The following is a 21,920-nucleotide window of genomic DNA, read 5'->3' as shown; positions in this document are numbered from 1 at the left end:
AGAATGAAATTCCGATGACAGCGACGTGAAACGTTGGCGGCGAAATCTGGATGATCCACCGTTTTCATCCATATTCTTCCTTTCTATACAATATGTTAGCTAGTGAATCGAAATGCCGGCAACGGCGCCGGAACAGGCGCCATTGTCACTCCCCTGCAACCCAACCGCATTAGGGTCGTGCAAATTGCCTGGATTGGAGCGAGACACGCCGATGCGCGTCGAAATCAGGGGGGGCCGCATTCTCTGGCCCGATGGGACGATCGAGGAAGGATCGCTCGCGATCGAAGGCGGCCGCATCGCCGGGCCGACCCGGGCCACCGGCTTTTCCGCGCATCGGGTGATCGATGCCCGCGGCCTGCTGGTCCTGCCCGGCATCGTCGACCTGCACGGCGATGCCTTCGAGCGCCAGATCATGCCCCGGCCGGGCGTCGAAGTATCGCTTGGCGTTGCATTGCAGGAAACCGACCTCCAGGTGGTCGGCAACGGCATCACCACGGTCTTTCACGCCATCACCTGGTCGTGGGAACCGGGCCTGCGCGGGCGCGACATGGCGCACCGCCTGAAGGAGGCGATCCAGGCCATGCGCGGGCGCCTGGCCGCCGACACCCATATCCATCTCCGCCACGAGACCTTCAACCTCGAGGCGGTCGAGGAGATCGCGGGCTGGCTGGCGGACGGCAGCATCCGCCTGCTCGCCTTCAACGACCACACGCCCTCGATCCACAAGCTGCTGGGCCAGCCGGCCAAATTGCAGAAATACGCCGAGCGCGCCCATCTCTCGGTCGCCGAATTCGAAGCCCTGCTGCACCGGGTCTGGGCCCGGCGCGACGAGGTGCCGGCCGCCATCCGCCGCCTCGCCAAGGCCGCGGCGGCCTCGAGGGTCGCCAGCGCCAGCCACGACGACCTGAGCGCCGAGCAACGCCAGCAATTCCACCAGATGGGCTGCACCATCAGCGAATTCCCGACCACGGAAGAGGCGGCGCGGCGTGCCGCGAACCTCGGCGATCCGATCGTCCTCGGCGCCCCCAACGTCATGCGCGGCGGCAGCCACACGGGCGCCGTGGGCGCATCGGCGATGATCGCCAAGGGCCTGTGCCAGGTGCTGGCCTCGGACTATTACTACCCGTCCCTGCTGCATGCCGCGTTCCGCCTGGCACGGGAGGGGGTCCTGCCCTTCGCCAAGGCCTGGGCGCTGATCTCGGCCAATCCGGCCAGCGCGGCGGGCATGACCGACCGGGGCATGATCCGCGCCGGCGCCCGGGCCGATTTCGTCCTGGTCGACGACGAGCAGCCGGCCCTGCCCCGGGTCGCCGCCACCGTGGTCGCCGGGCGGCCGGTGTTCCAGGCCAACCGGCAATTGGTCGCCGGCTTCTGATCCCCTATGACGGCCGCCGCCTGGGCGGCCCGTCCGGGTGCTCCAGGCAGGGTGTTGCCAAGCAGGGTGTTGGATGGCGATCGACTATTTCGGCCACACCACCCTGCCCATACGCGATGCGCAGCGCCTGATCGACCGCGCCCGGCGCGAGCAGCCGGCGTGGTTCATCCACCTGCTGTATCTCTACGACGCCGGGCCGCTCGGCCCCTTCGGCGCCGAGATCGCCCAGGGCTTCGGGATCGCGGCGCGCTCGCGCTTCATGGCCTCGGTCGTCGACAAGGAACGGACGGCGGGGCTGCCCCAGGCGCTCGAAGAGCTTTACCGGCGCTTCGGCACCGCGCGACTGATCATCACCTGGGGGCTGGACCAGATCCATGCGCCGCTGGCGGCGCATCCGGGCGATGAATACTGAACGCGGCATTTCCCGCCCCGGCCAAGCAGCCGGGGCGGGCTCCGGTCACTCGGCCGCCTGGGCGGGGGCCGGCGGGGTCCAGCGCAGCACCGGCTTGCGGGCGGCGGCGGTTTCGTCGAGGCGGCGGCGCGGGGCGTAATGCGGCGCGCCGGCGAAGCGTTCCGTCTCGCCCGCCCTGGCCGCTTCGGCCAGGCGGCGCATCACGGCGATGAACTCGTCCAGGCTTTCGCGGGATTCCGATTCCGTCGGCTCGATCAGCATGGCGCCATGGACGACCAGGGGGAAATACATGGTCATCGGGTGGTAGCCCTCGTCGATCATCGCCTTGGCGAAATCGAGGGTGGTGACGCCCGTATCCTTGAGGAAACGGTCGTCGAACAGGGCTTCATGCATGCAGGGACCGTCGAAGGCCGCGGTCATGACATCCGCCAGCCGGGCCTGGATGTAATTGGCCGCGAGCACCGCGTCGGACGAGGCCTGGGCCAGCCCGTCCGCGCCATGGCTGAACATATAGGCCAGCGCCCGCACATACATGCCCATCTGGCCGTGGAAGGCGGTGAGGCGGCCGAAGCTCTGCCCCGCCGCGTCCTCGACCAGAGCGAAGCCGCTGTCCGTCTCCACCACCCAGGGCAGCGGCGCGAAGGGGGCGAGCGCCGCCGACAGCACCACCGGCCCAGAGCCCGGCCCGCCGCCGCCATGGGGCGTCGAGAATGTCTTGTGCAGGTTGATGTGCATGGCATCGACGCCGAGATCGCCCGGCCGCACCCGCCCGACGATGGCGTTGAAATTCGCCCCGTCGCAATAGAAGTAACCGCCGACGCCATGGACCGCATCGGCGATCTCGCGGATGTCGCGCTCGAACAGCCCGCAGGTATTGGGGTTGGTCAGCATGATCGCCGCGACATCCGGCCCGAGCTTCGCCTTCAGGGCCGCCAGATCGACCCGGCCGTCCGCCGTCGCCGGCACCGGATCGACCTTGAAGCCGCAATAGGCGGCGGTCGCCGGATTGGTGCCATGGGCGCTTTCCGGCACCAGGATGCGGGTGCGCACCGCCCCCTCGCCCTTGGCCACATGGGCGGCGCGGATCGCCATGATGCCGCATAATTCGCCGTGGGCGCCGGCCTTGGGGCTGAGCGCCACCGCCGGCATGCCGGTCAGCACCTTCAGCCAATGGGCCAGCGTCGCCATGAGTTCCACCGCGCCCGCGGTGGTGGACGGCGGCGCCAGCGGGTGCAGGTCGGCAAAGCCGGGCAGCCGCGCCAGTTTCTCGTTCAGGCGCGGATTATGCTTCATGGTGCAGGAGCCGAGGGGATAAAGCCCCATGTCGATGGCGTAGTTCCGCCGCGACAGGCGCACGTAATGGCGCACCACCTGGGGTTCCGACAGGCCGGGCAGGCCGATCGGGCCCTTTCGGGCGAGGGCGCCGAGACGGCCCTCGACCGCCGGCACCGGCGGCAGGTCCACGCCGGTGCGGCCTTCCTGGCCCTGTTCGAAGATCAGCGCTTCCTCGTGATCGAGGCCGCGATGGCCGAGCACCGTATCGGCGGCGCCCGCCCTGCCGGCGGTGCCCGGGGCGCTGGGCCGGCCCTGACGGTTCATCATGCGAGCACCTCGCGAAGGGCGGCGGCGAAGGCATCGATCTCCGCCGGCGTATTGGTTTCGGTGACGGCGACGAGAAGATGGCCGGCCAGCGCCGCATCCCCCGGCCACAGGCGGGCGCCGGGCACCCCGGCAAGCACGCCCCGCTCGACCAGGGCTTCGACCACGGCGGCCGCGTCCCGGTCCAGCTTCAGGGTGAATTCGTTGAAGAAGGCGTCCGTCGCCAGGGTAACCCCCGGGATGGCGGCCAGCGCTTCGGCGGCCTGCACCGCGCGGGCATGGTTCAGGGCCGCGAGATGGGTCAGGCCCGCCTCGCCCAGCAGGGACAGGTGAATGCTGAAGGCCAGCGAACAGAGGCCCGAATTGGTGCAGATGTTCGAGGTCGCCTTTTCCCGGCGGATATGCTGCTCGCGGGTCGAGAGGGTGAGCACGAAGCCGCGCCGCCCCTCGGCATCGACGGTCTCGCCGCACAGGCGGCCCGGCATCTGCCGGACGTATTTCTGCCGCGCGGCGAAGAGGCCGAGATAGGGCCCGCCGTATTGCAGCCCGACGCCCAGACCCTGCCCCTCGCCGACGACGATATCCGCCCCCATGGCGCCCGGCGGCACCAGGGCGCCGAGGGAAACCACCTCGGTCACCACCACGATCAGCAGGGCGCCTGCCGCCTGCGCCGCCCCGGCCAGTGCCGACCAGTCGCGGACATGGCCGAAGACATCCGGGTATTGCACGACGACGCAGGCCGTTTCCGTGTCGAGCGCCGGGGCGAGGTCCGCCTCGCCCGCCGGCGCCGGGGCGCCCTGGACGATCTCGGTCTCATGCAGGGCGCCCAGCGTCTTCACCACCGCGGCATAATGCGGATGCAGGTTGCCGGACAGCACGACCCGGCCCCGCCCGGTGATGCGCCGCGCCATTTCGACCGCCTCGCCGCAGGCGGTCGAGCCGTCGTACATGGAGGCATTGGCGACCTCCATCCCCGTCAGCAGCGCCACCTGGGTCTGGAACTCGAAGAGATATTGCAGCGTCCCTTGGGCGATTTCCGGCTGGTAGGGCGTATAGGACGTGAGGAATTCCGAGCGCTGGATCAGGTGATCGACCGCGGCCGGGATATGGTGGCGATAGGCGCCGGCGCCGAGAAAACTGGCAAGCCGGCCGGAATGGCGGTTCTTCTCCGCCATGGCACCGATCGCCTGTTCGACCTCCCATTCGCCGAGGTGGCGGGGCAGGTCCACCGGGCCGGGCAGACGGGCCGCCGCCGGCACGTCGCGGAACAATTCATCGACCGAGGATGCCCCGACCGCCGCCAGCATGCCGGCACGATCGGCCCCGGTCAGGGGCAGGTAACGCATCACGATACTCCGGGTCAGCCGAGCGAGGCGACGTAATCCCGATAGGCCGCCTCGTCGAGCAGGCCGTCGAGTTCGGCAGGATCGGCCAGTTCGACCTCGAAGAACCAGCCCTCGCCTTGCGGGTCGCTGTTCGCCAGGGCCGGCTCGTCGGCCAGCGGATCATTGGCCGCGGTCACCGTGCCGGTGACCGGCGAATAGACTTCGGACGCGGCCTTGACCGATTCGACTACCGCCGCCTCGCCGCCCTTCTTCAGCGCCTTGCCCACCGGCGGCAGTTCGACGAAGACGACGTCGCCCAGTTGCAACTGGGCGTAATCGGTGATGCCGACCCGGCCGGTCTTGCCGTCGACGGCGATCCACTCGTGGTCCTTGGTGTATTTGACGGTCATGACGGCCTCTCAAGCCTTGGCGTAGCGATGCGGGGCGAAGGGAAGGGAAACGATTTCGGCGGGCAGCGGCTTGCCGCGCACGATGAGGTCGACGGCGGTGCCGGCCCTGGCCAGATCGGGCGGGACATAGCCCATGGCGACGGGCCCGTCGACGCTCGGGCCGAAACCGCCGGAAGTGACGATGCCGACCACGGCCCCGCCGCCGGGCAGGGCGACGGCCGTGCCTTCCCGCGCCGGGGCCCGGCCCAGCGGCCTGATCCCGACGCGGCGGCGCGCCACGCCGTCCTTCAGGGCGGCCAGCACCCGGGCGGCGCCGGGGAAATCCGCCGCCTCGCGCCGGCGCTTCGGCACGGTCCAGGCCAGCGACGCCTCGATCGGGTCGGTGGTGGTGTCGATGTCATGGCCGTAGAGGCAGAGCCCGGCTTCGAGGCGCAGGCTGTCGCGGGCGCCGAGGCCGATGGGCGAAACCTCAGGCTCCGCCAGCAGGGCGCGGGCCAGCGCCACGGCCCTATCCGCCGGCACGGAAATCTCGAAACCGTCCTCGCCGGTATAGCCGGAACGCGACACCAGACAATCGATCCCGGCCACCGCGACCGGGCTTGCGGTCATGAACACCAGGTCATTGGCGGCCGGCCCCAGGCGGGCCATGACCTCCGTCGCCTTTGGCCCCTGAAGGGCGAGAAGAGCGCGATCGTCGAGGCGGGTGAGCCGGGCCCGGCCGGCCAGACGGGTGGCGATATGGGCGAAATCCTGGTCCTTGCAGGCGGCGTTGACGACCAGGAACAGGCGGCTGCCGTCCGCATCGTCGAGCGGGCGGGTGACCATCAGGTCGTCCAGGATGCCGCCGTCCGCCGCCATCAGCAGGGTGTAGCGGATCTGGCCGGGCAGCAGGCCCTTGATGTCGCCGGGCACCAGGGTTTCCAGCGAGGCGGCGACATCGGCCCCCTCGAGCCAGGCCTGGCCCATGTGGGAAACGTCGAACAGGCCGGCGGCGGCCCGCGTCGCCTTGTGCTCGGTCAGGATGCCGGCCGGATATTGCACCGGCATGGCATAGCCGGCGAAGGGCACCATCTTGCCGCCCAATTCGCGGTGCAGGTCGTAGAGCGGCGTGAACTTCAGGTCTTCGTCATGGCCCAAGGCAGGCCTCCGCAGCAGAGAATGGACGCGGGCGCGAAACGGGTATCCCGTTCCGTACCGCCCCCTCTGTCGGATGGACCTGAGAGATTGACCGGCGACGGCAAAGACCCGCCGCCAGCTTACCCCATGGGTGAGGACACGGGCATGACGCGATTCGCGCCCAGGCCCCCGCCTGCTTTCCAGAGTGCCGTCTTCCCTGCGGTCCTTCTGCCTGAGAGTTTCCGGGGCGGTTGCTCCTTCGGCGCCGGGGCTTTCGCCCCGATCTCTCCCACAGGGAATAGTCGAAACCGGGGCCGGCTGCCCCCGCTCGACCTTCAGGATAGGCAAGGGCCGGCGCTCGTCAACAAGGGACATCACGCAACTGCACAAAAAACACCATCGTGACGGCGGCGCACTATTCGCGTGAAGCCCGACCCCGGTTTCGGGCATGATCCGCCCACGATGACCGATGACACCGCCCCCCTTCCCGCCCCCGAAACCCCGGAACCGGAAGCCTGCCCGCGCTGCGGCAAGCTGCCGGCGCTGTGCATCTGCGCCGGGATCGAACCGATCGCCAACAGGATCGAACTGCTGATCCTTCAGCACCCCCAGGAACAGGACAAGGGCCTGGGCACCGCCCGCCTCACCCTGCTGCATCTGGCGAAGGCGACCTTCCGCATCGGCCTGTCCTGGGCCAGCCTGAGCAAGGCCCTGGGGCACGAAGCGACACCGTCGAAATGGGCCGTGCTCTATCTCGGCTCGGTCGAGATGAAGAGCCTGCCCCAGGACCGCGAGATCGTCGCTGTCGATGCCAAGGGCTTGCCCCTGGCCGACCAGTTCGATCCCCTGAAGGGCCTCCAGGGCCTCATCCTGCTGGACGGCACCTGGTCGCAGGCGAAGACCCTGTGGTGGCGCAATGCCTGGCTGCTGAAGTGCCGGCGCTTCGTCCTCAATCCCAAGCGGCCCAGCGCCTACGGCAAGCTGCGCAAGGAACCCCGGCGCGAAAGCCTGTCGACCCTCGAATCCGCCGCCCTGGTTCTGTCCCGCCTCGAAAAGAACGAGGGCATCGAGACCGCCATGCAGGCGAGCTTCGAGAACTTGCTGGCCGCCTATAAGGCGCAGCAGCCGAAACGGGACTGGCGCCGCCGGCCTCGGGCTAAAGGTGCCTGACCCTGAGCCGCCCGCCCCATTTGCCGTTCAGGTAATCGCAGACGAGGCGGCGGTGGCATTGATGCGGCGCCGCCTCGGAACAGAGCAGGCAGGCGCCGTCGAAGCGGGCGGGGTCGAGGCGGGTCTCGATCCCGCGTTCGGCCATCAGGGCCATGAACCTGTCCTGCTGGCGGCCCCAATCCCCTTTCTTCGCCCCTTTCAAGGCCTGCATCACCTCTTCCGTCGGGGCGAGCAGCGGTTCGTGGGCATAGCCGATGCCGAGGATCGTGTTCAGGAAATAGGCAAGGTCGTCCGCCTTGGCGAAGCCGGCCAGTTGCGACGTATTGTGCAGCCGGACGTCGAGGACGGTGCGGACCCCGGCCTGTTTCAGCCGGCCGAAGAAATGTTCGGCGCTCGATTGGGTGAAGCCGATGGTGGCGACCTCGATCTGCATGGCTGTCCTCAGACGCTTCTGGTGATGCCGCCATCGATGCGGATGTTCTGGCCGGTGATATAGGCGCCGCGCTCGCCCGCCAGCAATGCGATCAACTCGGCCACTTCCGCCACCTTGCCGTAGCGGCCAAGGGGGATGCGGGCGGCGATTTCCGGCTGTTCCGGAAAACTGTCGATGAAGCCGGGCTGGACATTGTTCATGCGGATATTGTCGCCGGCATAGCGATCGGCGAAGAGCTTGGCGAAACTGGCCAGCCCGGCGCGGAACACGGCGGAGGTCGGAAAGGCCGGGTCCGGCTCGAAGGCGGCGAAGGTCGAGATATTGACGATCGCGCCGCCCTTCTGCGCCTGCATGATCGGGGTGACCAGCCGGGTGGGCCGTACCACGTTCAGGAAGTAAGTGTCCATGCCGCGGTGCCAGTCGTCGTCGCTCAGGTCGAGGACCGGGCCGCGCGGGCCATGGCCGGCGCTGTTCACCAGGGCATCGATCCGGCCCCAGGCCGTCATCACCCTATCGACGAGGCGGGCGAGATCGTCCGGCGACTGGTTCGAGCCGGTGACGGCGATGCCGCCAAGGGTCGCAGCCAGGACTTCGGCCTTGCCCGAGGGCGAAAGAATGGCGACCCTGAAACCGTCGTCCGCCAGACGCCGGGCCGCCGCGGCGCCCATGCCGCTGCCGCCCGCCGTGATGATGGCCACCTTGTCCACGCGCTTCTCCCTTGTCTTAGTCTTAACGGGGGCAGGATAGACCGCCATGACATTTCCGTCCCTCACCAGCTTCGACGATGCCGACCTGCGGGGGCTGGGCTACCGGGTGCTCCGGGTCTCGGTCTTCGACCATTGGCTGAGCGCGGAGGAGGCGGCCGAATGTCCGGTCATGAACCATGCTTTGGCGCTGCGCGCGGGCGCCCTCGACGCCTATGAGGCGGGCGAGGCCCGTTTCCTCGCCCTTTACGACGGCATGGCCCTGACCGGGGTGACCGACGCCCAGGGGCCGCTATGCCCGGCGACCGCCGCCCGCACCATCCGCGACAGCCTGCGCGAGGTGACGCTGATGGACATCCGCTTTCCCGAACTGGCGCTGCGCGCGGTCGGCGGCTGGGACCGCACCGACCTCCTGCTGCTGGAACCGGCGGCCGACCTCGACGCGCTGACCGCCCGCATCCGCCGCCACGGGCTGTTCGTCCTGCCCTGAGCGGGGCCCCTAGCCCTAGAAGCGGCTCGTGGCGTCGCGATCGCGGTCGTAATGCCGGGCGAAGGGAAACGGCGGCAGCCAGGATTCCCGGCGGATGACCCAGTTTTCATAGGTCGGCGTCAGTTGGTCCGGGGCATCCAAGGCACCGAGATGGACCTCGACCTCGTCGCCGGTGCGCGCGAAGACGGAGGAACCGCAGCGCGGACAGAAGTGGCGCCCCGCATAGTCGCGGGTCTCGCCCTCGATCGTCACCGTCCCCTCGGGGAACACCGCCGAGGCGTGAAACAGGGCACCATGATGCTTGCGGCAGTCGAGGCAATGGCACAGGCCGACCCGATAGGGGCGCCCCGACGCCACCACCCGCACATCGCCGCACAGGCAGCCGCCCGCATACCGTTCCATGCCCGCCCTCCCTTGGCCTCAGCGAATGGCGCCGATCCCGCGGACGATCCAGGCCCGGGTCTCGGCCGGGTCGATCACGGCGTCGATCTCGCCGAAGGACGCCATGTTGATGCCCTTGCCGTTGGCATATTGCTGGGCCACCAGCCGGTCGAACAGGGCCTTCTGCGCGGCGGGGTCCGGTTCCGCCTCCAGTTCCCGGCGATAGCCGAGGCGGACCGCGCCCTCAAGCCCCATGCCGCCGAATTCGCCGCTGGGCCAGGCGATGGTGAAGACCGAGCGGTGGAAGGAGCCGGCGGTCATCGCCTGGGCGCCCAGGCCATAGCCCTTGCGCAGCACCACGGCGGCGACCGGCACCGTCAGCCTGGCGCCGGCGACGAAGAGATCGGCCGCCTTCCGCACCATGCCCTCGGCCTCGCAGGCGGGGCCGACCATGAAGCCCGGGGTATCCACCAGGCTGACCACCGGCAGGCGGTGGCCCTCGCAGAGTTTCAGGAACCGCGCCCCCTTCTCCGCCGCCGGGGCGTCGATGGCACCGCCCAGGTGCCGGGGGTCGTTGGCGATCAGGCCGTGGGGCCGACCCTCGATCCGGATCAGCGCGGTGATCAGGCCCCGGCCGAAGCCGGCGCGCAATTCGGTCACGCTGCCGGTATCGGCGAGCAGGCGGATGGCCTCGCGGATGTCGTAGACGCGAAGCCGGTTCTCCGGCACGACATGGCGCAGCATTCGCTGGTCCGCCGCCGCCCAGCCCGGAACGGGGCCCTGGAAATAGCCGAGCAGGCGTCTGGTCGCCGCGACCGCCGCCGCCTCGTCGTCGACCAGCAGGTCGATATTGCCGTTCGCCCATTGCATGGCCGCCGGCCCCACCTCGTCCGGCCGGAACACGCCGAGGCCGCCGCCCTCGATCATCGCCGGCCCCGCCATGCCGAAAGAGGCGTTGCGGGTGGCGACGATCAGGTCGGAGCAGCCGAGCAGGGCGGCATTGCCGGCGAAACTGTAACCGGAGACGATGCCGATCGTCGGCACCTCGCCCGACAGCGCGGCATAGGTCGCGAAGGTCGGCACGTCGAGGCCGGCGACGCCGACCCAATCCGTATCCCCCGGCCGCCCGCCCCCGCCCTCGGCGAAGAGGACGACCGGCAGGCGCCACTCCCGGGCGAGATGCAGCACCCGGTCGGTCTTCTTGTGGTTCATCATGCCCTGGGTGCCGGCCATCACCGTGTAATCATAGGCGAGCACCATGGTGCGCGCCCTCTCCGGCCCGGCCGCGGACGCATTCACCGTGCCAATGCCGGTGATCAGCCCGTCCGCCGGGCCGTTCTCGATCAGGTCGTCCAAGCCGCGGCGGCGGCGCTGCGCCGGCAGCAGCAGGGCGCCGTATTCGATGAAACTGCCGGGGTCCAGCAAATCCTCGACATTGGCGCGGGCGGTGCGCTGGCCGGTCCGCGCCCGGCGGGCGACGGCGGCCGGGCGGTTGGCGTCGAGGCCGGGGGCATGGCGGGCGATCACCTCGGCAAGGTCGGGGCGGATGTGCTCGGGGTCGATCGCGGCCGCCGCCTCCTCGACCGCGGCGCCGCTCTCGACCGGTTCGATGAAGGCGAGCGGAGCCGTCTCGGCGATGGTCGCGCCGGGTTCCACGCCCCATTGGCGCAGGATGCCGGCGACCGGCGCCTTGACCACATGTTCCATCTTCATGGCTTCGAGGACGGCCAGGGGCTGGCCGGCGGCCACCGCGGCGCCCACTTCCGCCTCCAGGGCGACGATGCGGCCGGACAGGGGCGCCGGGATCGCCTGGGTTCCCGCCGGGCCGGCGATGGTCTCGGCAGCGGCGACGGGACCGATGCCGGCAAAGAACCCCGGCGCCCGCGTGCCATCGGTCGCGAGACGGCTGAGGTTGCGTTCGATCCAGCGGTTGTCGAAGGTCCCGGCGGCGATCTCCGGTTCCGCCAGCAGGCGTTCGAGAAAGCCGAGATTGCTGGCCACCCCTTCGATCCGCGCCTGGGCCAGGGCCTTGCGGGCGGCGGCGATGGCCGGGGCAAACCCTCCCGGCTGGTGGACGATCAGCTTGGCGATCAGGGGATCGAAGCCGGGATTGACCGCATAGCCGGCGTAACCCGCGCCATCCACCCGGATCCCCGGCCCGCCCGGCATTTCATAGACGGCGATGGTGCCCGCCGCCGGCCGCGCGCCCCCCTCCCCATCCATGATTTCGAGGTTCACACGCAGTTGCACCGCGCATCCCCGGGGCCGGACCCCGTCGAGGTCGAGGGCCCCCAGGGCTTCGCCGGCGGCCAGGCGGATCTGGGCGGCGACCAGGTCGACGCCAGTCACCGCCTCGGTCACCGTATGTTCGACCTGAAGCCGGGGGTTGGCTTCGATGAACCAGAAATCGCCGCCGTCGGGCGCCACCAGGAATTCGACCGTGCCCAGGGTCCGGTAGCGCGCCGCCCGGCCGAGGGTCAGGGCCGCCTCGATCAGGCGGGCGCGGGTCTCGGGCGGCAGGCCGGGGGCCGGGGCGATCTCGACCAGTTTCTGGTGGCGGCGCTGGAGGCTGCAATCGCGCTCGAACAGATGGCCGACCGCGCCCGTGCCGTCGCCGAGGATCTGGATCTCGACATGACGGGCCGCGGGGATGAAGCGTTCGACGAACAGCGCATCGTCGCCGAAGGCCGCCTTGGCTTCCGACGCGCAGCGGGCGAAGGCTTCGGCAAGCTCGGCGGGGGCGCGGACCACGCGCATGCCGCGCCCGCCGCCGCCGGCCGCCGCCTTGACCATGACCGGGACCTCGGGGCCGAGCTTCCGCATGAAAGCCTCGGCGCAGCCAAGGCCGGTGGCCCGCGTGGTGCCCTCGATCACGGGCACGCCGTTTTCCTCCGCCAGCCGGCGCGCGGCCAGCTTGTCGCCGAACAGCGCCAGGGTTTCCGGCGTGGGGCCGATGAAGGCGATCCCGGCCGCCAGCACTGCCGCGGCAAAGCCCGCATTCTCGGCCAGGAAGCCATAGCCGGGGTGAAGGGCATCGCAGCCCTCGGCCTTGGCGGCGGCGATCAGGGCCGCGCCGTCGAGATAGGCGGCGACGCCCGCCCCCGGCAGGGCGACGGCGCGGTCCGCCGCCGCGACATGCAGCGAACGGGCATCGTCCGCGCCATGGACGGCGACGCTTTCGCTCCCGAGGGCGGCGGCGGCGCGGGCGATGCGGATGGCGATCTCGCCCCGGTTGGCGATCAGAATGCGGCGGAACACGACGGCAACCCTCCCCTTCCCGCCTCTTGCCGGGCGGACGGGGCGAGGCTGCTTCGTTCCCAATCAGGGCGCAAGGGCCGCGATCACCGCCGCCGCCGGCGCCACCACGCCGAAGATGCCGTCCTCGACCTGGGTCATGTGGATCGCCGCCCGATGGGCGAAATCGTCGCCCGAGGCGCAGGCATCCTCGACCAGCAGGCATTGGTAGTTGCGGTCCACCGCCTCGCGCTGGGTGGTATGGACGCAGACGTCGGTGGTGCAGCCCGCCAGCATGAGGTGGGAAATGCCCCGCGCCCGCAGGATATGGTCGAGGTCGGTATGGGTGAAGGCGCCGTTCGCCGTCTTGTCGACGATGATATCCGCCGGGGCGACGTCGAGTTCGGGCACGAGGTCGAAACCGGGCTGGCCGCGCATGAGGGCCCTTGTCCCGGCCATGCCCGACCGGGCGCGCCGCCATTGTTCGTAAGGGGTGAGGTCGGCGCCATCGGCGCGATAGCCCTGGCGGGTATGGACGATGGCGCAGCCCGCCCGCCGGGCCGCCCCGACGAGGGCGTTCACGGTCGGGAGAATGGCCCGCAGGCGGCCGGGATCATAGCCTTTCCGGGCGAAATAACCCTCGGGCGAGAGGAAATCGACCTGGAGATCGATGACGAGCAAAGCCGTCCGCGCGGGCACGATCGGCCCCTCGTACGGGAACCCGAAAGGCCGGGCGACGACCTGGCGAAAGCCGGACAAGACGAATCTCCTTCAAAACGCAGGGCTGTGCCGACAGTAGGACGATTGACTGCGCGCCCTCAAGCGATAGGGTGGGCGAATAGCGGCATAGCAAGCATCGAGCGAGAAGGCATGGCGAAGGACTTCATGAATTATGGGGCCATGGTGCAGGACGCGCTGCGCGGCGTCGTCCGGCAGGCCCTGACGCGGGTGGCGGCCCAGGGGCTGCCGGGCAACCATCATCTTTACCTGTCCTTCAAGTCGCATCATCCGGGCGTCGATATTCCCGACTACCTGCGCGAACGCTATCCGGACGAGATGACCATCATCCTCCAGCACCAGTATTGGGGCCTGAAGGTCACGGACGACCATTTCGAAATCGGCCTGAACTTCAACAAGATGCCCGAACGCCTGGAAATTCCCTTTGCGGCGATGACCGGCTTCTTCGATCCCTCGGTCCAGTTCGGCCTGCAATTCCAGCCCACGGGCGACGAAGAGGCGGCCCCCCGCCCGGTCGCACCCCCCGCCGAGCCGGCCAGCCTGACCACCCGGCGCGAGGAAACGCCGGAGACAAAGCCGGACGGCGAGGACAAGCCCGAGGGCGAGCAGCGCGGCCAGGTCTTGACGCTGGATGCGTTCCGGAAGAAATAGGGTCAATAACCCTTTCCGATCCCCCGTTTCCGAGAAGGTTTCCGGTCATGACGGCGTTCGCCTATCAGGACATGTTCGAGCACGACCCCGCGCATAAGGTCGATACCCCCTGGCGCAAGATCACGTCCGACGGCGTGAAGGAAATCGTGGTCGGCGGCAAGCGTGTCCTCGAGGTGGCGCCGGAGGCGATCGAGGCCCTGACCTTCGCCGCCTATCGCGATGTCTCGCATCTGCTGCGCCCCAGCCATCTGGCCCAGTTGAAGGCGATCCTCGACGATGGGGAAGCCTCGGCCAACGACAAGTTCGTGGCCCTCGAACTCCTGAAGAACGCCAATGTGGCGGCGGGCATGGTGCTGCCGTCGTGCCAGGACACGGGCACGGCCATCGTCATGGGCAAGCGCGGCCAATACGTCTGGACCGACGGCAAGGACGAGGAGGCGATCTCGCGCGGGGTCGCCCGCACCTATACGGAGACCAATCTCCGCTATAGCCAGATGGCCCCGCTCGACATGTATCGGGAAAAGAATACGGGCAACAACCTGCCGGCGCAGATCGACCTCTATGCGACCCCGGGCGACGAATATAAATTCCTCTTCGTCGCCAAGGGCGGCGGCTCGGCCAACAAGACCTATCTCTATCAAGAGACCAAGGCCCTGCTGAACCCCGCCTCCCTGCTGAAATTCGTCGAGGCCAAGATCAAGACCCTGGGCACTTCCGCCTGCCCGCCCTATCATCTGGCCATCGTCATCGGCGGCACCTCCGCCGAACTGACCCTGAAGACGGTGAAGCTGGCCTCGTGCCGCTATCTCGACGACCTGCCGACCACCGGCAACGACCTCGGCCGCGCCTTCCGCGACCGCGAGCTGGAGGCCGAAATCCACAAGCTGACCCAGCAGAGCGGGATCGGCGCCCAGTTCGGCGGCAAGTATTTCTGCCACGACGTCCGCGTCATCCGCCTGCCGCGCCACGGCGCTTCCTGCCCGGTGGGCATCGGCGTGTCGTGTTCCGCCGACCGCCAGATCCTGGGCAAGATCACCCGGGACGGCGTCTTCCTCGAACAGCTGGAACATGATCCCGCCCGATACCTGCCCGAGGTCACCCATGACGACCTCGCCGGCGAGGTGGTGCAGATCGACCTGAACCGGCCGATGGCGGATATCCTGGCGACGCTGCGCCAATACCCGATCCGCACCCGCCTGTCGCTGTCCGGGCCGATGATCGTCGCCCGCGACATCGCCCATGCCAAGCTGAAGGAACGGCTGGACGCCGGGCAAGGCCTGCCCCAATACGCCAAGGACCACCCGGTCTATTACGCCGGCCCGGCCAAGACCCCGGCGGGCTTCGCCTCCGGCTCCTTCGGGCCGACCACGGCGGGGCGCATGGATTCCTATGTCGACCAGTTCCAGGCGGCGGGCGGTTCCATGGTCATGCTGGCCAAGGGCAACCGCTCGAAGCAGGTTACCGACGCCTGCAAGGCGCATGGCGGCTTCTACCTCGGCTCGATCGGCGGGCCGGCGGCGATCCTCGCCCAGAACTGCATCCGCAAGGTCGAAGTGCTGGAATACCCCGAACTCGGCATGGAAGCAGTCTGGAAGATCGAGGTGGAGAATTTCCCCGCCTTCATCGTCGTCGACGACAAGGGCAATGATTTCTTCGCCAACCTGATGTAACCGCGGGGGGCATGAGGGTAATTCTCCCCTGCGAGCGACGTGCCGTTTGATTGAAGCGGCATGTCGCCCCGCGCCCCTCAACCAGGCGTGTGTCCGACGGCGAACCGGCCTTCGTTTTGCCGGAAAAATATGCTGTTCAAGACGCGCCTCGGCGCATTACATGAAATCGTCGCGGTCGTAGATTTCGAGGTATCGCCGATCCTTGATTTTTTCGCAATTCTCTTTGAAAAATTTTATTTGCTGATTTAAATAATATCCGGTCATCGGCAAGTTATTCTTTTCTTCGAATATTTTCTTCAATGTCCTCAGCGCATATTGCTTCTTTTGCCCGTCCCAAGATATCCAAATCATCGCTGCGGGATAGGCAACACGATCGCCCTCGAACACTAGGCTTTCGTATTGCCCCCGGGCGAAGGTGGCATCGAAATCATTATCCTCGACGAGCTTGTAACCCTCGCTCGCCAATTCCGCTGCGATATATTCGACCATTTTCTTGTATTCACCAATCATTTCTTAGCTCCCGGCACCATGGTCGAGGTCCTCGGATCATAACGATAGCCATGTTTCTGCAGCAGAAAATATTCCTTACCAAATCCAGTCAATTCCATATGCGGATCTACGTATTGTTTCCCATATAGCGGCACCATGGCGTCCTTATAAAGATTCTCCGGTCTCGGAGGCGTCGCTAGGACAATTTTGTCACCCCGCGCAATAGCATCAAGAATAAATTTTTCGTTCACCTCTTCCCAGAATCCTTCCCCATCAAAATCATCTTTCCAGATATATTTTTCATCATTCACGTTCAGAACATTAAAGCCCTTCGGATTTTCAACAATTCCGTTGGTTTTACTCAAACCAAGCTCTTTAATGATGTACTTCATATCTCTTGTATAGCTGCCGAGAATAGTGACGACGCGCCCTTCCTCTGCCTCGATCTTGATCTTGCTGGTCGGAATATAGTCAAGGCTCTTGCGCCGGACCGCCGATGGCGGCGGCGCCTTCGGCGGCTCGGACGGGCGCGCCGGTGCCGGTTCCATGCGGGGCCTCGGCGGCGGCGGGCCGCCTTCGCTGGCCGCCTTGCGCCCCACCTTCTTCTTGGCCAGGCCACGGGTGACCAGAGCGGAAAACACCTCGACGCCGAACTCGGCGACGAGGTCTGCCAGGAGTTGCGAAGCGGTAAGCAAATCCGCCGGTTTCTTGGCGTTGACGGTCAGACGGATCGCCTTCATCAAGCGCTCGACGACATCGACGAACGCCATGCCAACCATCGCAAAGGCCGCGAGGACCAACGCGCCATCGACCAAGAAGCCGACCCCGACCAGATGAGACAGCGCCCAGACCGCGAGGATGCCTGCGGTTATGGCGATAATTTCCGGGGTGAACAGGGCCAGAAATTCCCGCCGCAGGGCCACAGGCAAATAGTCGGGGACCCTCTCGAGCACCAGGACGAAGCGATCATCAAGGTCGACCGGCACGCTCGCCGCCTCGACCATGCCGATCGGCCGCACAGCGTTGGGCGCGGCGGGTGGCGGCGTCGCCACCTTCGGGGTCCTGGGCAGCGATTTGCCAAGCGCGATGATTTCGTCGCGGCGCCCCTGGCCGCCGCCGATACCGGCTTCCGGAACGGCCGGCACGCGGAACGCCACCAGCCCCTCAGCCAAAGCCAAATCGGGCAATTGGCGGTCGTCGACCACCGCGGCATCGGCCCCGCCTTGGGCCATGATGAATGCACGAATTTGAATGGCCGCATCTGCTGCGGAGCACACCATTTCCCTGAAATGGTCGTTGGAGAGCAGATAATTCTCTACAGGAATTTCAGTGAATGAAGAGAATATAATATGCCGAAAACCAATAATATAAACTGAACCGCGATCAACGATTCGAATAAAATTCCTTATATTATTTTCTCTATACATACCCCCTCAACCGTGCAAATTTCCAATGCGATCAAGAGGACGCGGGCATCCCTAAGCGGGAGAGTCGCCCAAAACGCATCCCTCAGTTTAATATATCAAAAATATACTACTTTTGAAGATCAATCGAACATCCCTTGGCTTTCAACCCGCGCGGCAGACTGACTGCCCTGCCGCCGTCACCGGATAAAAACCGGCCCGACCGGCTCCAGGAAAAAGGCGGTCAGGGCGCCGGTATCGATCGCGTCCGACATCTGGGTCCGCTCGCTGCGGACATCGGCGCGCAATTGCGCGGCCAGCGCCCTTAGGTCCTCGCTGTCGACATCGTAAAGCGCCAGATAGGACTGGTCCTGGCCCAGGGGATCGAGGAAGGTCGTCGACAGGCGATAGCGCCCGGCGCCGAAAATCCCCGGCACGCGGATGACGTCGGGGACATGGCGCCCGTCGTACCAGGCGTTGAAATCCGCCTCGCGCCCCGCGGCCGGCTTCGACAGGGCGGCGAAGACCTGCCGGCGGCGGCCCTTCACCCCCTGGTGGGGCCCGAGCGGGCTGAACACCAGGGCGGTCAGGGTCGCGGTGTCCAGCACATCCGAGACCGCGATCCGCCCGTCGCCATGGGCATCGACCAGTTCGGCCAGCATGGCGCCCAGATCGTCGCACTCGAGCTCGTAGAGCACCGCATGGGACCAGGGCACGGCCCCGGCGAAGGGCAGCGCCACGCGGTAGCGCTGGGCCGCCTTGAAGCCGGGCAGGCGCATCAGGTCCGGTATATGCTGCCGGCCGTACCAGTCGTTGAATTCCCGATCGCGATCGATGCTCGCGGGATTGGATAAGACGATCTGCACATGCCTGGCCATGCCCCCACCTTTGTCATTGTCTGTGGCTTTCACAGAAGCGTCGTCGATCGGCGCTACCATGCAACCGTCCATATGGAGGATCTAATGGGCAATACCCGCACGGAACGCGACAGTTTCGGCCCCATCGAGGTGCCGGCGGATCGCCTGTGGGGTGCGAACACGCAGCGCAGCCTGGAGAATTTCCCGATCGGCGGCACCGCCGACAGGATGCCGGCGCCGATCATCCGGGGCCTCGCCCTGGTGAAGCTGGCGGCGGCCCGGGTGAACGGCGCGACGGGCAAGATCCCGGCCGAGGTCGCCGCCGCCATCGCCGCCGCCGCCACCGATGTGGCCGATGGCCGGCATGATGCCGAGTTCCCCCTCGTCGTCTGGCAGACCGGCTCGGGCACCCAGTCGAACATGAATGTGAACGAGGTCGTCTCGAACCTCGCCATCGATGCCCTCGGCGGGGTGCGCGGCTCCAAGGTGCCGGTGCATCCGAACGACCATGTGAATTACGGCCAGTCGTCCAACGACAGTTTCCCGACCGCGATCCATGTCGCGGCGGCGGAAGAGGTCACCCACCGCCTGCTGCCCGGCCTTCGCCACCTGCTTGAAGCGCTGGAACAGAAGGCGCTGGCCTGGGGCCACATTGTGAAGATGGGCCGCACCCACCTGCAGGATGCGGTGCCCCTGACCCTGGGCCAGGAATTCGGCGGCTATGCCGCGCAGCTGGCCTTCGCGATCAAGGGGATCGAGCATGCCCTCGACGGCGTTCTCGACCTCGCCCAGGGCGGCACGGCGGTCGGCACCGGGCTGAACGCGGCCGCCGGCTTTGCCGAAAAAGTGGCGGCGGAACTGGCCGACATCAGCGGCATTCCCTTCCGCTCCGCCGCCAATAAATTCGCGGCGCTTGCCGGGCACGAGCCGGCGGCGGCGCTGTCGGCCGCGGTCGAGGTGGCGGCGATCGCCTGCTTCAAGATCGCCAGCGACATCCGCCTGATGGGCTCCGGCCCCCGCTCCGGCCTTGGCGAATTGTCCCTGCCGGAGAACGAGCCCGGCTCCTCCATCATGCCGGGCAAGGTGAACCCGACCCAGGCGGAAGCCCTGACCATGGTCGCGGCCCGGGTCATCGGCAATCACGCCACCATCGCCTTCGCCGCCACCCAGGGCCATTTCGAGCTGAATGTGTTCAAGCCGGTGATCGGCGCCGCCCTGCTGCAGTCGATCGCCCTGCTTGGCGATGCCGCACGGTCCTTCGCCGACCGCTGTGTCATCGGCGCCATCGCCAACGAAGCCAGGCTCGATGAATCGGTGCGCCGCTCGCTGATGCTGGTGACGGCGCTGGCGCCGGAGATCGGCTACGACAATGCGGCGAAAATCGCCAAACACGCCCATCACCACAACCAGACCCTGCGCGAGGCCGCGCTTGACCTGGGCCTGATCGATGCCGCGCGTTTCGACGTGCTGCTCGACCCCCGGACCATGCTCGGCCCCGACGGAAGCTGAGCCCCAGAGGAGCATCATGCAAAAGCGTTCGATCGAGATTGCCGGCCACCGCACCTCGGTCAGCCTCGAAGACAGTTTCTGGATGGCGCTTGCCGATTATGCCCGCCTCAACGGGCAGACGGTGAACGCCCTGGTGACCGAAATCGATGCGACCCGCGACGGCGACACCAATCTGTCGAGCGCGATCCGCCAGTTCCTGCTGGCGGCGGCGCGGGCAGGCAGGCTGCCCCTGCCCGCCCCCGCCGCCGACTGACGCCCCCATCAGGGCGCGGGCATCAGGGCGATCAGCACCGGATTGACCGGCCGGCCCGCCGCCGCGGCCAGGGCGGCCGGCGTATCCTGCGGCGAGGTCGGGTTCAGGCCCTGGGCCTTCAGGGCTTCGATCAGGGCTTCCGGCGTCGTCTTCAGGATCGGCGCCAGATCGCTCAGCGGCGCGGCGGCCAGCAGCGGCAGGGCCCGGAACGCCGGATTGCCCCCGGGCCCGCCGGCAAGGCCGGCAACGGCGAAGGGCGCCGCCAGCACCAGCGACAGGGCCAGCGGCAGAAACAGCGTCTTGCGCTTGGCATAGGCGACCAGCGGCCGCCAGTTCCTGGCCACATGAAAGCCGAAGGGCAGCAGCAGCACGAGGCTCAGCCATTCGTGCATGCCGTGGAACGCCCGGGGTGCCCAGCCGAACAGAAGCGCAAGGCCCGAAACGGCGGAGACCACGAACAGGCCGGTGGTCAGCGGCGTTGCATAGCGATTGATGAAATTACCCATGATGTCAGCCCCGAAAAACAACGGACACGGCCCCATCCCTGGCAGACCCATCCCAGGCTGGCTTGCGCCAGGCGGGCTTGTGATCGCCCGCTCCGATCTGTAACGCCCGCCCGGGCCTTTTCCTGCGCCTGCCCTTCAGTCCCGCCCCCGGGGATTCCCGGCGATACGCAGGGGTGGCCATGCCGGCGCCCGGCAGCCGACAATGGCCGCGGCATCATGGCCCGCGACCGGACAGAAAAGCGGCCGGGCCGAAGAAGGAGAGAAGACATGAATTCCCCGGAATTCATTCTGCACCATTACGCCCTGTCGCCCTTTTCGCAGAAGGTCCGTTCCATGCTGGGCCATGCGGGCCTGCCCTGGCGTTCGGCCGTAACCCGTGAATTCCCGCCCCGGCCGGTGCTGGCGCAACTGGCCGGCGGCTATCGCAAGGTTCCGGTGGCGCAGGTCGGCGCCGATATCTTCTGCGATTCGAAGATCATCGCCGAAGAGATCGCCGCCCGCTCCGGCCAGCCGGCACTGTCGCTCGAGGCCGGCGGGGCGGCGGTTCAGGATTACGTCCGCACGGTCGACCTCGAAATCTTCCTGTGCTGCATCATGCAGGCGCGGCCGCTGGCGCTGCTCCGCAACGGCCGGTCGGGCATGAGCCCGCTGGACGGCCTGCGCCTGATCGTCGACCGCATCCAGATCGGCCGGAAATCGGCGGTCGACCGGCGCCGCCTCAAGGCCCCGCGCCAGCGCGTGCTCGATCACCTGGCCGATGCCGAGCGCCGTTTGCAGGCGCATGATTTCCTGTTCGGGCCGGCACCGGGCCATGCCGATTTCTCGGCCTATCACGCCCTCTGGTTCATGGCCGACAGGGGCGGCTCGCCGCTGGTCCGGCCCTATCCCGCGGTTTCGGGCTGGATGGCGCGGATGCGGGCCTTCGGCGACGGAAACCGCCAGGAGATCGACCCCAAGGAGACGCTGGCCGTGGCCAGTGCCGCCGAGCCCCGGCCGGTCCCGGCGGAAGCGGCGGCGGATCCCCTCGTCGGCACCCCGGTTGCCGTCGCCCCGGCCGACTACGCGCAGGAACCGACCAGGGGCACGCTGGCCGGGGTGACGCCGTGGCGCTGGATCGTCGCGCGCGAGGTCAAGGGCCTTGGCACGCTGCACGTCCATTTCCCGCGCCAGGGCTATGAGATCACGGGCGCCTGAC

The 21,920-nt window shown here is 67.6% G+C and carries 22 protein-coding genes and 1 riboswitch; of the genes, 9 read left to right on the top strand and 13 right to left on the bottom strand.

Annotation, left to right across the window (positions count from 1 at the left end; genetic code table 11):
- Nucleotides 1–211: 211 nt before the first annotated feature.
- Together DKG75_RS01755 and DKG75_RS01750 are read left to right on the top strand one after the other, a co-directional pair.
- Nucleotides 212–1,375, top strand: a complete 1,164-nt coding sequence (locus DKG75_RS01755) for an alpha-D-ribose 1-methylphosphonate 5-triphosphate diphosphatase (protein ID WP_109919353.1) — start codon at nucleotides 212–214, stop codon at nucleotides 1,373–1,375.
- Nucleotides 1,376–1,448: 73 nt separating this feature from the next.
- Nucleotides 1,449–1,787, top strand: coding sequence for a hypothetical protein (locus tag DKG75_RS01750; RefSeq protein ID WP_109919352.1), 339 nt, complete (start codon nucleotides 1,449–1,451; stop codon nucleotides 1,785–1,787).
- Nucleotides 1,788–1,832: 45 nt separating this feature from the next.
- Here DKG75_RS01750 and gcvPB read toward each other — a convergent pair whose 3' ends face one another.
- From gcvPB to gcvT, 4 genes are read right to left on the bottom strand one after another with little or no spacing between them, the layout of a single operon-like run.
- Nucleotides 1,833–3,386 (bottom strand): aminomethyl-transferring glycine dehydrogenase subunit GcvPB, encoded by a 1,554-nt coding sequence (gene gcvPB, locus DKG75_RS01745; protein WP_208112040.1) that lies wholly within the window; start codon nucleotides 3,384–3,386, stop codon nucleotides 1,833–1,835.
- Entirely contained in the window at nucleotides 3,386–4,732 is a 1,347-nt protein-coding gene (gcvPA, locus tag DKG75_RS01740; protein WP_109919350.1) for an aminomethyl-transferring glycine dehydrogenase subunit GcvPA, read from the bottom strand. Before gcvPA ends, gcvPB begins: the two co-directional genes overlap by 1 nt.
- A 14-nt stretch (nucleotides 4,733–4,746) precedes the next feature.
- The gene (gene gcvH, locus DKG75_RS01735; RefSeq protein WP_109919349.1) at nucleotides 4,747–5,121 is read right to left on the bottom strand and encodes a glycine cleavage system protein GcvH; all 375 of its coding nucleotides are present in this window, start codon (nucleotides 5,119–5,121) and stop codon (nucleotides 4,747–4,749) included.
- Between the two features lie 9 nt (nucleotides 5,122–5,130).
- Complete coding sequence (gcvT, locus tag DKG75_RS01730; RefSeq protein ID WP_208112017.1) at nucleotides 5,131–6,258, bottom strand: glycine cleavage system aminomethyltransferase GcvT; 1,128 nt, start codon at nucleotides 6,256–6,258, stop codon at nucleotides 5,131–5,133.
- 189 nt (nucleotides 6,259–6,447) lie between these two features.
- Nucleotides 6,448–6,539: riboswitch (glycine riboswitch) on the bottom strand.
- A 160-nt stretch (nucleotides 6,540–6,699) separates the two neighbouring features.
- Here gcvT and DKG75_RS01725 point away from each other — a divergent pair.
- Entirely contained in the window at nucleotides 6,700–7,407 is a 708-nt protein-coding gene (locus tag DKG75_RS01725; RefSeq protein WP_109919348.1) for a tRNA-uridine aminocarboxypropyltransferase, read from the top strand.
- On the opposite strand, the gene DKG75_RS01720 is transcribed toward DKG75_RS01725, so the two are convergent.
- Together DKG75_RS01720 and DKG75_RS01715 are read right to left on the bottom strand one after the other, a co-directional pair.
- Nucleotides 7,394–7,840, bottom strand: coding sequence for a DUF488 domain-containing protein (locus DKG75_RS01720; RefSeq protein ID WP_109919347.1), 447 nt, complete (start codon nucleotides 7,838–7,840; stop codon nucleotides 7,394–7,396). The genes DKG75_RS01725 and DKG75_RS01720 overlap by 14 nt on opposite strands.
- 8 nt (nucleotides 7,841–7,848) lie before the next feature.
- Nucleotides 7,849–8,547 (bottom strand): SDR family oxidoreductase, encoded by a 699-nt coding sequence (locus DKG75_RS01715; protein ID WP_425086479.1) that lies wholly within the window; start codon nucleotides 8,545–8,547, stop codon nucleotides 7,849–7,851.
- A gap of 46 nt (nucleotides 8,548–8,593) precedes the next feature.
- Between DKG75_RS01715 and DKG75_RS01710 the strand changes: the two genes are divergently transcribed.
- The gene (locus tag DKG75_RS01710; RefSeq protein ID WP_109919345.1) at nucleotides 8,594–9,034 is read left to right on the top strand and encodes a hypothetical protein; all 441 of its coding nucleotides are present in this window, start codon (nucleotides 8,594–8,596) and stop codon (nucleotides 9,032–9,034) included.
- Between the two features lie 15 nt (nucleotides 9,035–9,049).
- Here DKG75_RS01710 and DKG75_RS01705 read toward each other — a convergent pair whose 3' ends face one another.
- The 3 genes from DKG75_RS01705 to DKG75_RS01695 all read right to left on the bottom strand — a co-directional run bounded on the left by DKG75_RS01705 (nucleotide 9,050) and on the right by DKG75_RS01695 (nucleotide 13,408).
- Complete coding sequence (locus DKG75_RS01705) at nucleotides 9,050–9,436, bottom strand: GFA family protein (RefSeq protein ID WP_109919344.1); 387 nt, start codon at nucleotides 9,434–9,436, stop codon at nucleotides 9,050–9,052.
- An 18-nt stretch (nucleotides 9,437–9,454) separates the two neighbouring features.
- On the bottom strand, nucleotides 9,455–12,673 hold the full coding sequence (locus tag DKG75_RS01700; RefSeq protein ID WP_109919343.1) for an acetyl-CoA carboxylase family protein: 3,219 nt from the start codon (nucleotides 12,671–12,673) through the stop codon (nucleotides 9,455–9,457).
- A gap of 63 nt (nucleotides 12,674–12,736) precedes the next feature.
- Nucleotides 12,737–13,408 (bottom strand): cysteine hydrolase family protein, encoded by a 672-nt coding sequence (locus tag DKG75_RS01695; protein WP_109919342.1) that lies wholly within the window; start codon nucleotides 13,406–13,408, stop codon nucleotides 12,737–12,739.
- A 111-nt stretch (nucleotides 13,409–13,519) separates the two neighbouring features.
- Between DKG75_RS01695 and DKG75_RS01690 the strand changes: the two genes are divergently transcribed.
- Nucleotides 13,520–14,038, top strand: a complete 519-nt coding sequence (locus DKG75_RS01690) for an SspB family protein (protein ID WP_109919341.1) — start codon at nucleotides 13,520–13,522, stop codon at nucleotides 14,036–14,038.
- Between the two features lie 47 nt (nucleotides 14,039–14,085).
- Entirely contained in the window at nucleotides 14,086–15,708 is a 1,623-nt protein-coding gene (locus tag DKG75_RS01685) for a fumarate hydratase (RefSeq protein ID WP_109919340.1), read from the top strand.
- Nucleotides 15,709–15,864: 156 nt separating this feature from the next.
- Here the strand turns inward: DKG75_RS01685 and DKG75_RS01680 are convergent, their stop codons facing one another.
- From DKG75_RS01680 to DKG75_RS01670, 3 genes are all read right to left on the bottom strand, one after another.
- A complete protein-coding gene (locus DKG75_RS01680) occupies nucleotides 15,865–16,218 on the bottom strand; it encodes a hypothetical protein (RefSeq protein WP_133636898.1) in 354 nt (117 codons plus the stop codon).
- Nucleotides 16,215–17,624: a hypothetical protein gene (locus DKG75_RS23170; RefSeq protein ID WP_133636901.1), complete on the bottom strand. Its 1,410-nt coding sequence runs from the start codon at nucleotides 17,622–17,624 to the stop codon at nucleotides 16,215–16,217. The genes DKG75_RS01680 and DKG75_RS23170 overlap by 4 nt, the downstream gene beginning before the upstream one ends.
- Nucleotides 17,625–17,800: 176 nt before the next feature.
- Nucleotides 17,801–18,478 carry a DUF4286 family protein gene (locus DKG75_RS01670; protein WP_109919337.1) on the bottom strand — a complete coding sequence of 226 codons (678 nt, stop codon included), beginning with the start codon at nucleotides 18,476–18,478 and terminating at the stop codon, nucleotides 17,801–17,803.
- A gap of 84 nt (nucleotides 18,479–18,562) precedes the next feature.
- Here DKG75_RS01670 and fumC point away from each other — a divergent pair, with 84 nt between their 5' ends.
- Nucleotides 18,563–19,966 carry a class II fumarate hydratase gene (fumC, locus tag DKG75_RS01665; protein ID WP_109919336.1) on the top strand — a complete coding sequence of 468 codons (1,404 nt, stop codon included), beginning with the start codon at nucleotides 18,563–18,565 and terminating at the stop codon, nucleotides 19,964–19,966.
- A 16-nt stretch (nucleotides 19,967–19,982) separates the two neighbouring features.
- The gene (locus DKG75_RS01660; RefSeq protein ID WP_109919335.1) at nucleotides 19,983–20,219 is read left to right on the top strand and encodes a ribbon-helix-helix domain-containing protein; all 237 of its coding nucleotides are present in this window, start codon (nucleotides 19,983–19,985) and stop codon (nucleotides 20,217–20,219) included.
- Between the two features lie 8 nt (nucleotides 20,220–20,227).
- On the opposite strand, the gene DKG75_RS01655 is transcribed toward DKG75_RS01660, so the two are convergent.
- Nucleotides 20,228–20,725 (bottom strand): DUF4405 domain-containing protein, encoded by a 498-nt coding sequence (locus DKG75_RS01655; RefSeq protein WP_109919334.1) that lies wholly within the window; start codon nucleotides 20,723–20,725, stop codon nucleotides 20,228–20,230.
- 267 nt (nucleotides 20,726–20,992) lie between these two features.
- Here DKG75_RS01655 and DKG75_RS01650 point away from each other — a divergent pair, with 267 nt between their 5' ends.
- On the top strand, nucleotides 20,993–21,919 hold the full coding sequence (locus tag DKG75_RS01650) for a glutathione S-transferase family protein (protein ID WP_109919333.1): 927 nt from the start codon (nucleotides 20,993–20,995) through the stop codon (nucleotides 21,917–21,919).
- The last annotated feature ends 1 nt before the right edge of the window (nucleotide 21,920 follow it).

The sequence above is a fragment of the Zavarzinia compransoris genome (assembly GCF_003173055.1).
GTDB classification, from domain to species: Bacteria; Pseudomonadota; Alphaproteobacteria; order Zavarziniales; family Zavarziniaceae; genus Zavarzinia; species Zavarzinia compransoris.
Note: the sequence above shows the minus strand (reverse complement) of the source record. Positions and strands in the feature narration are given on the sequence as shown.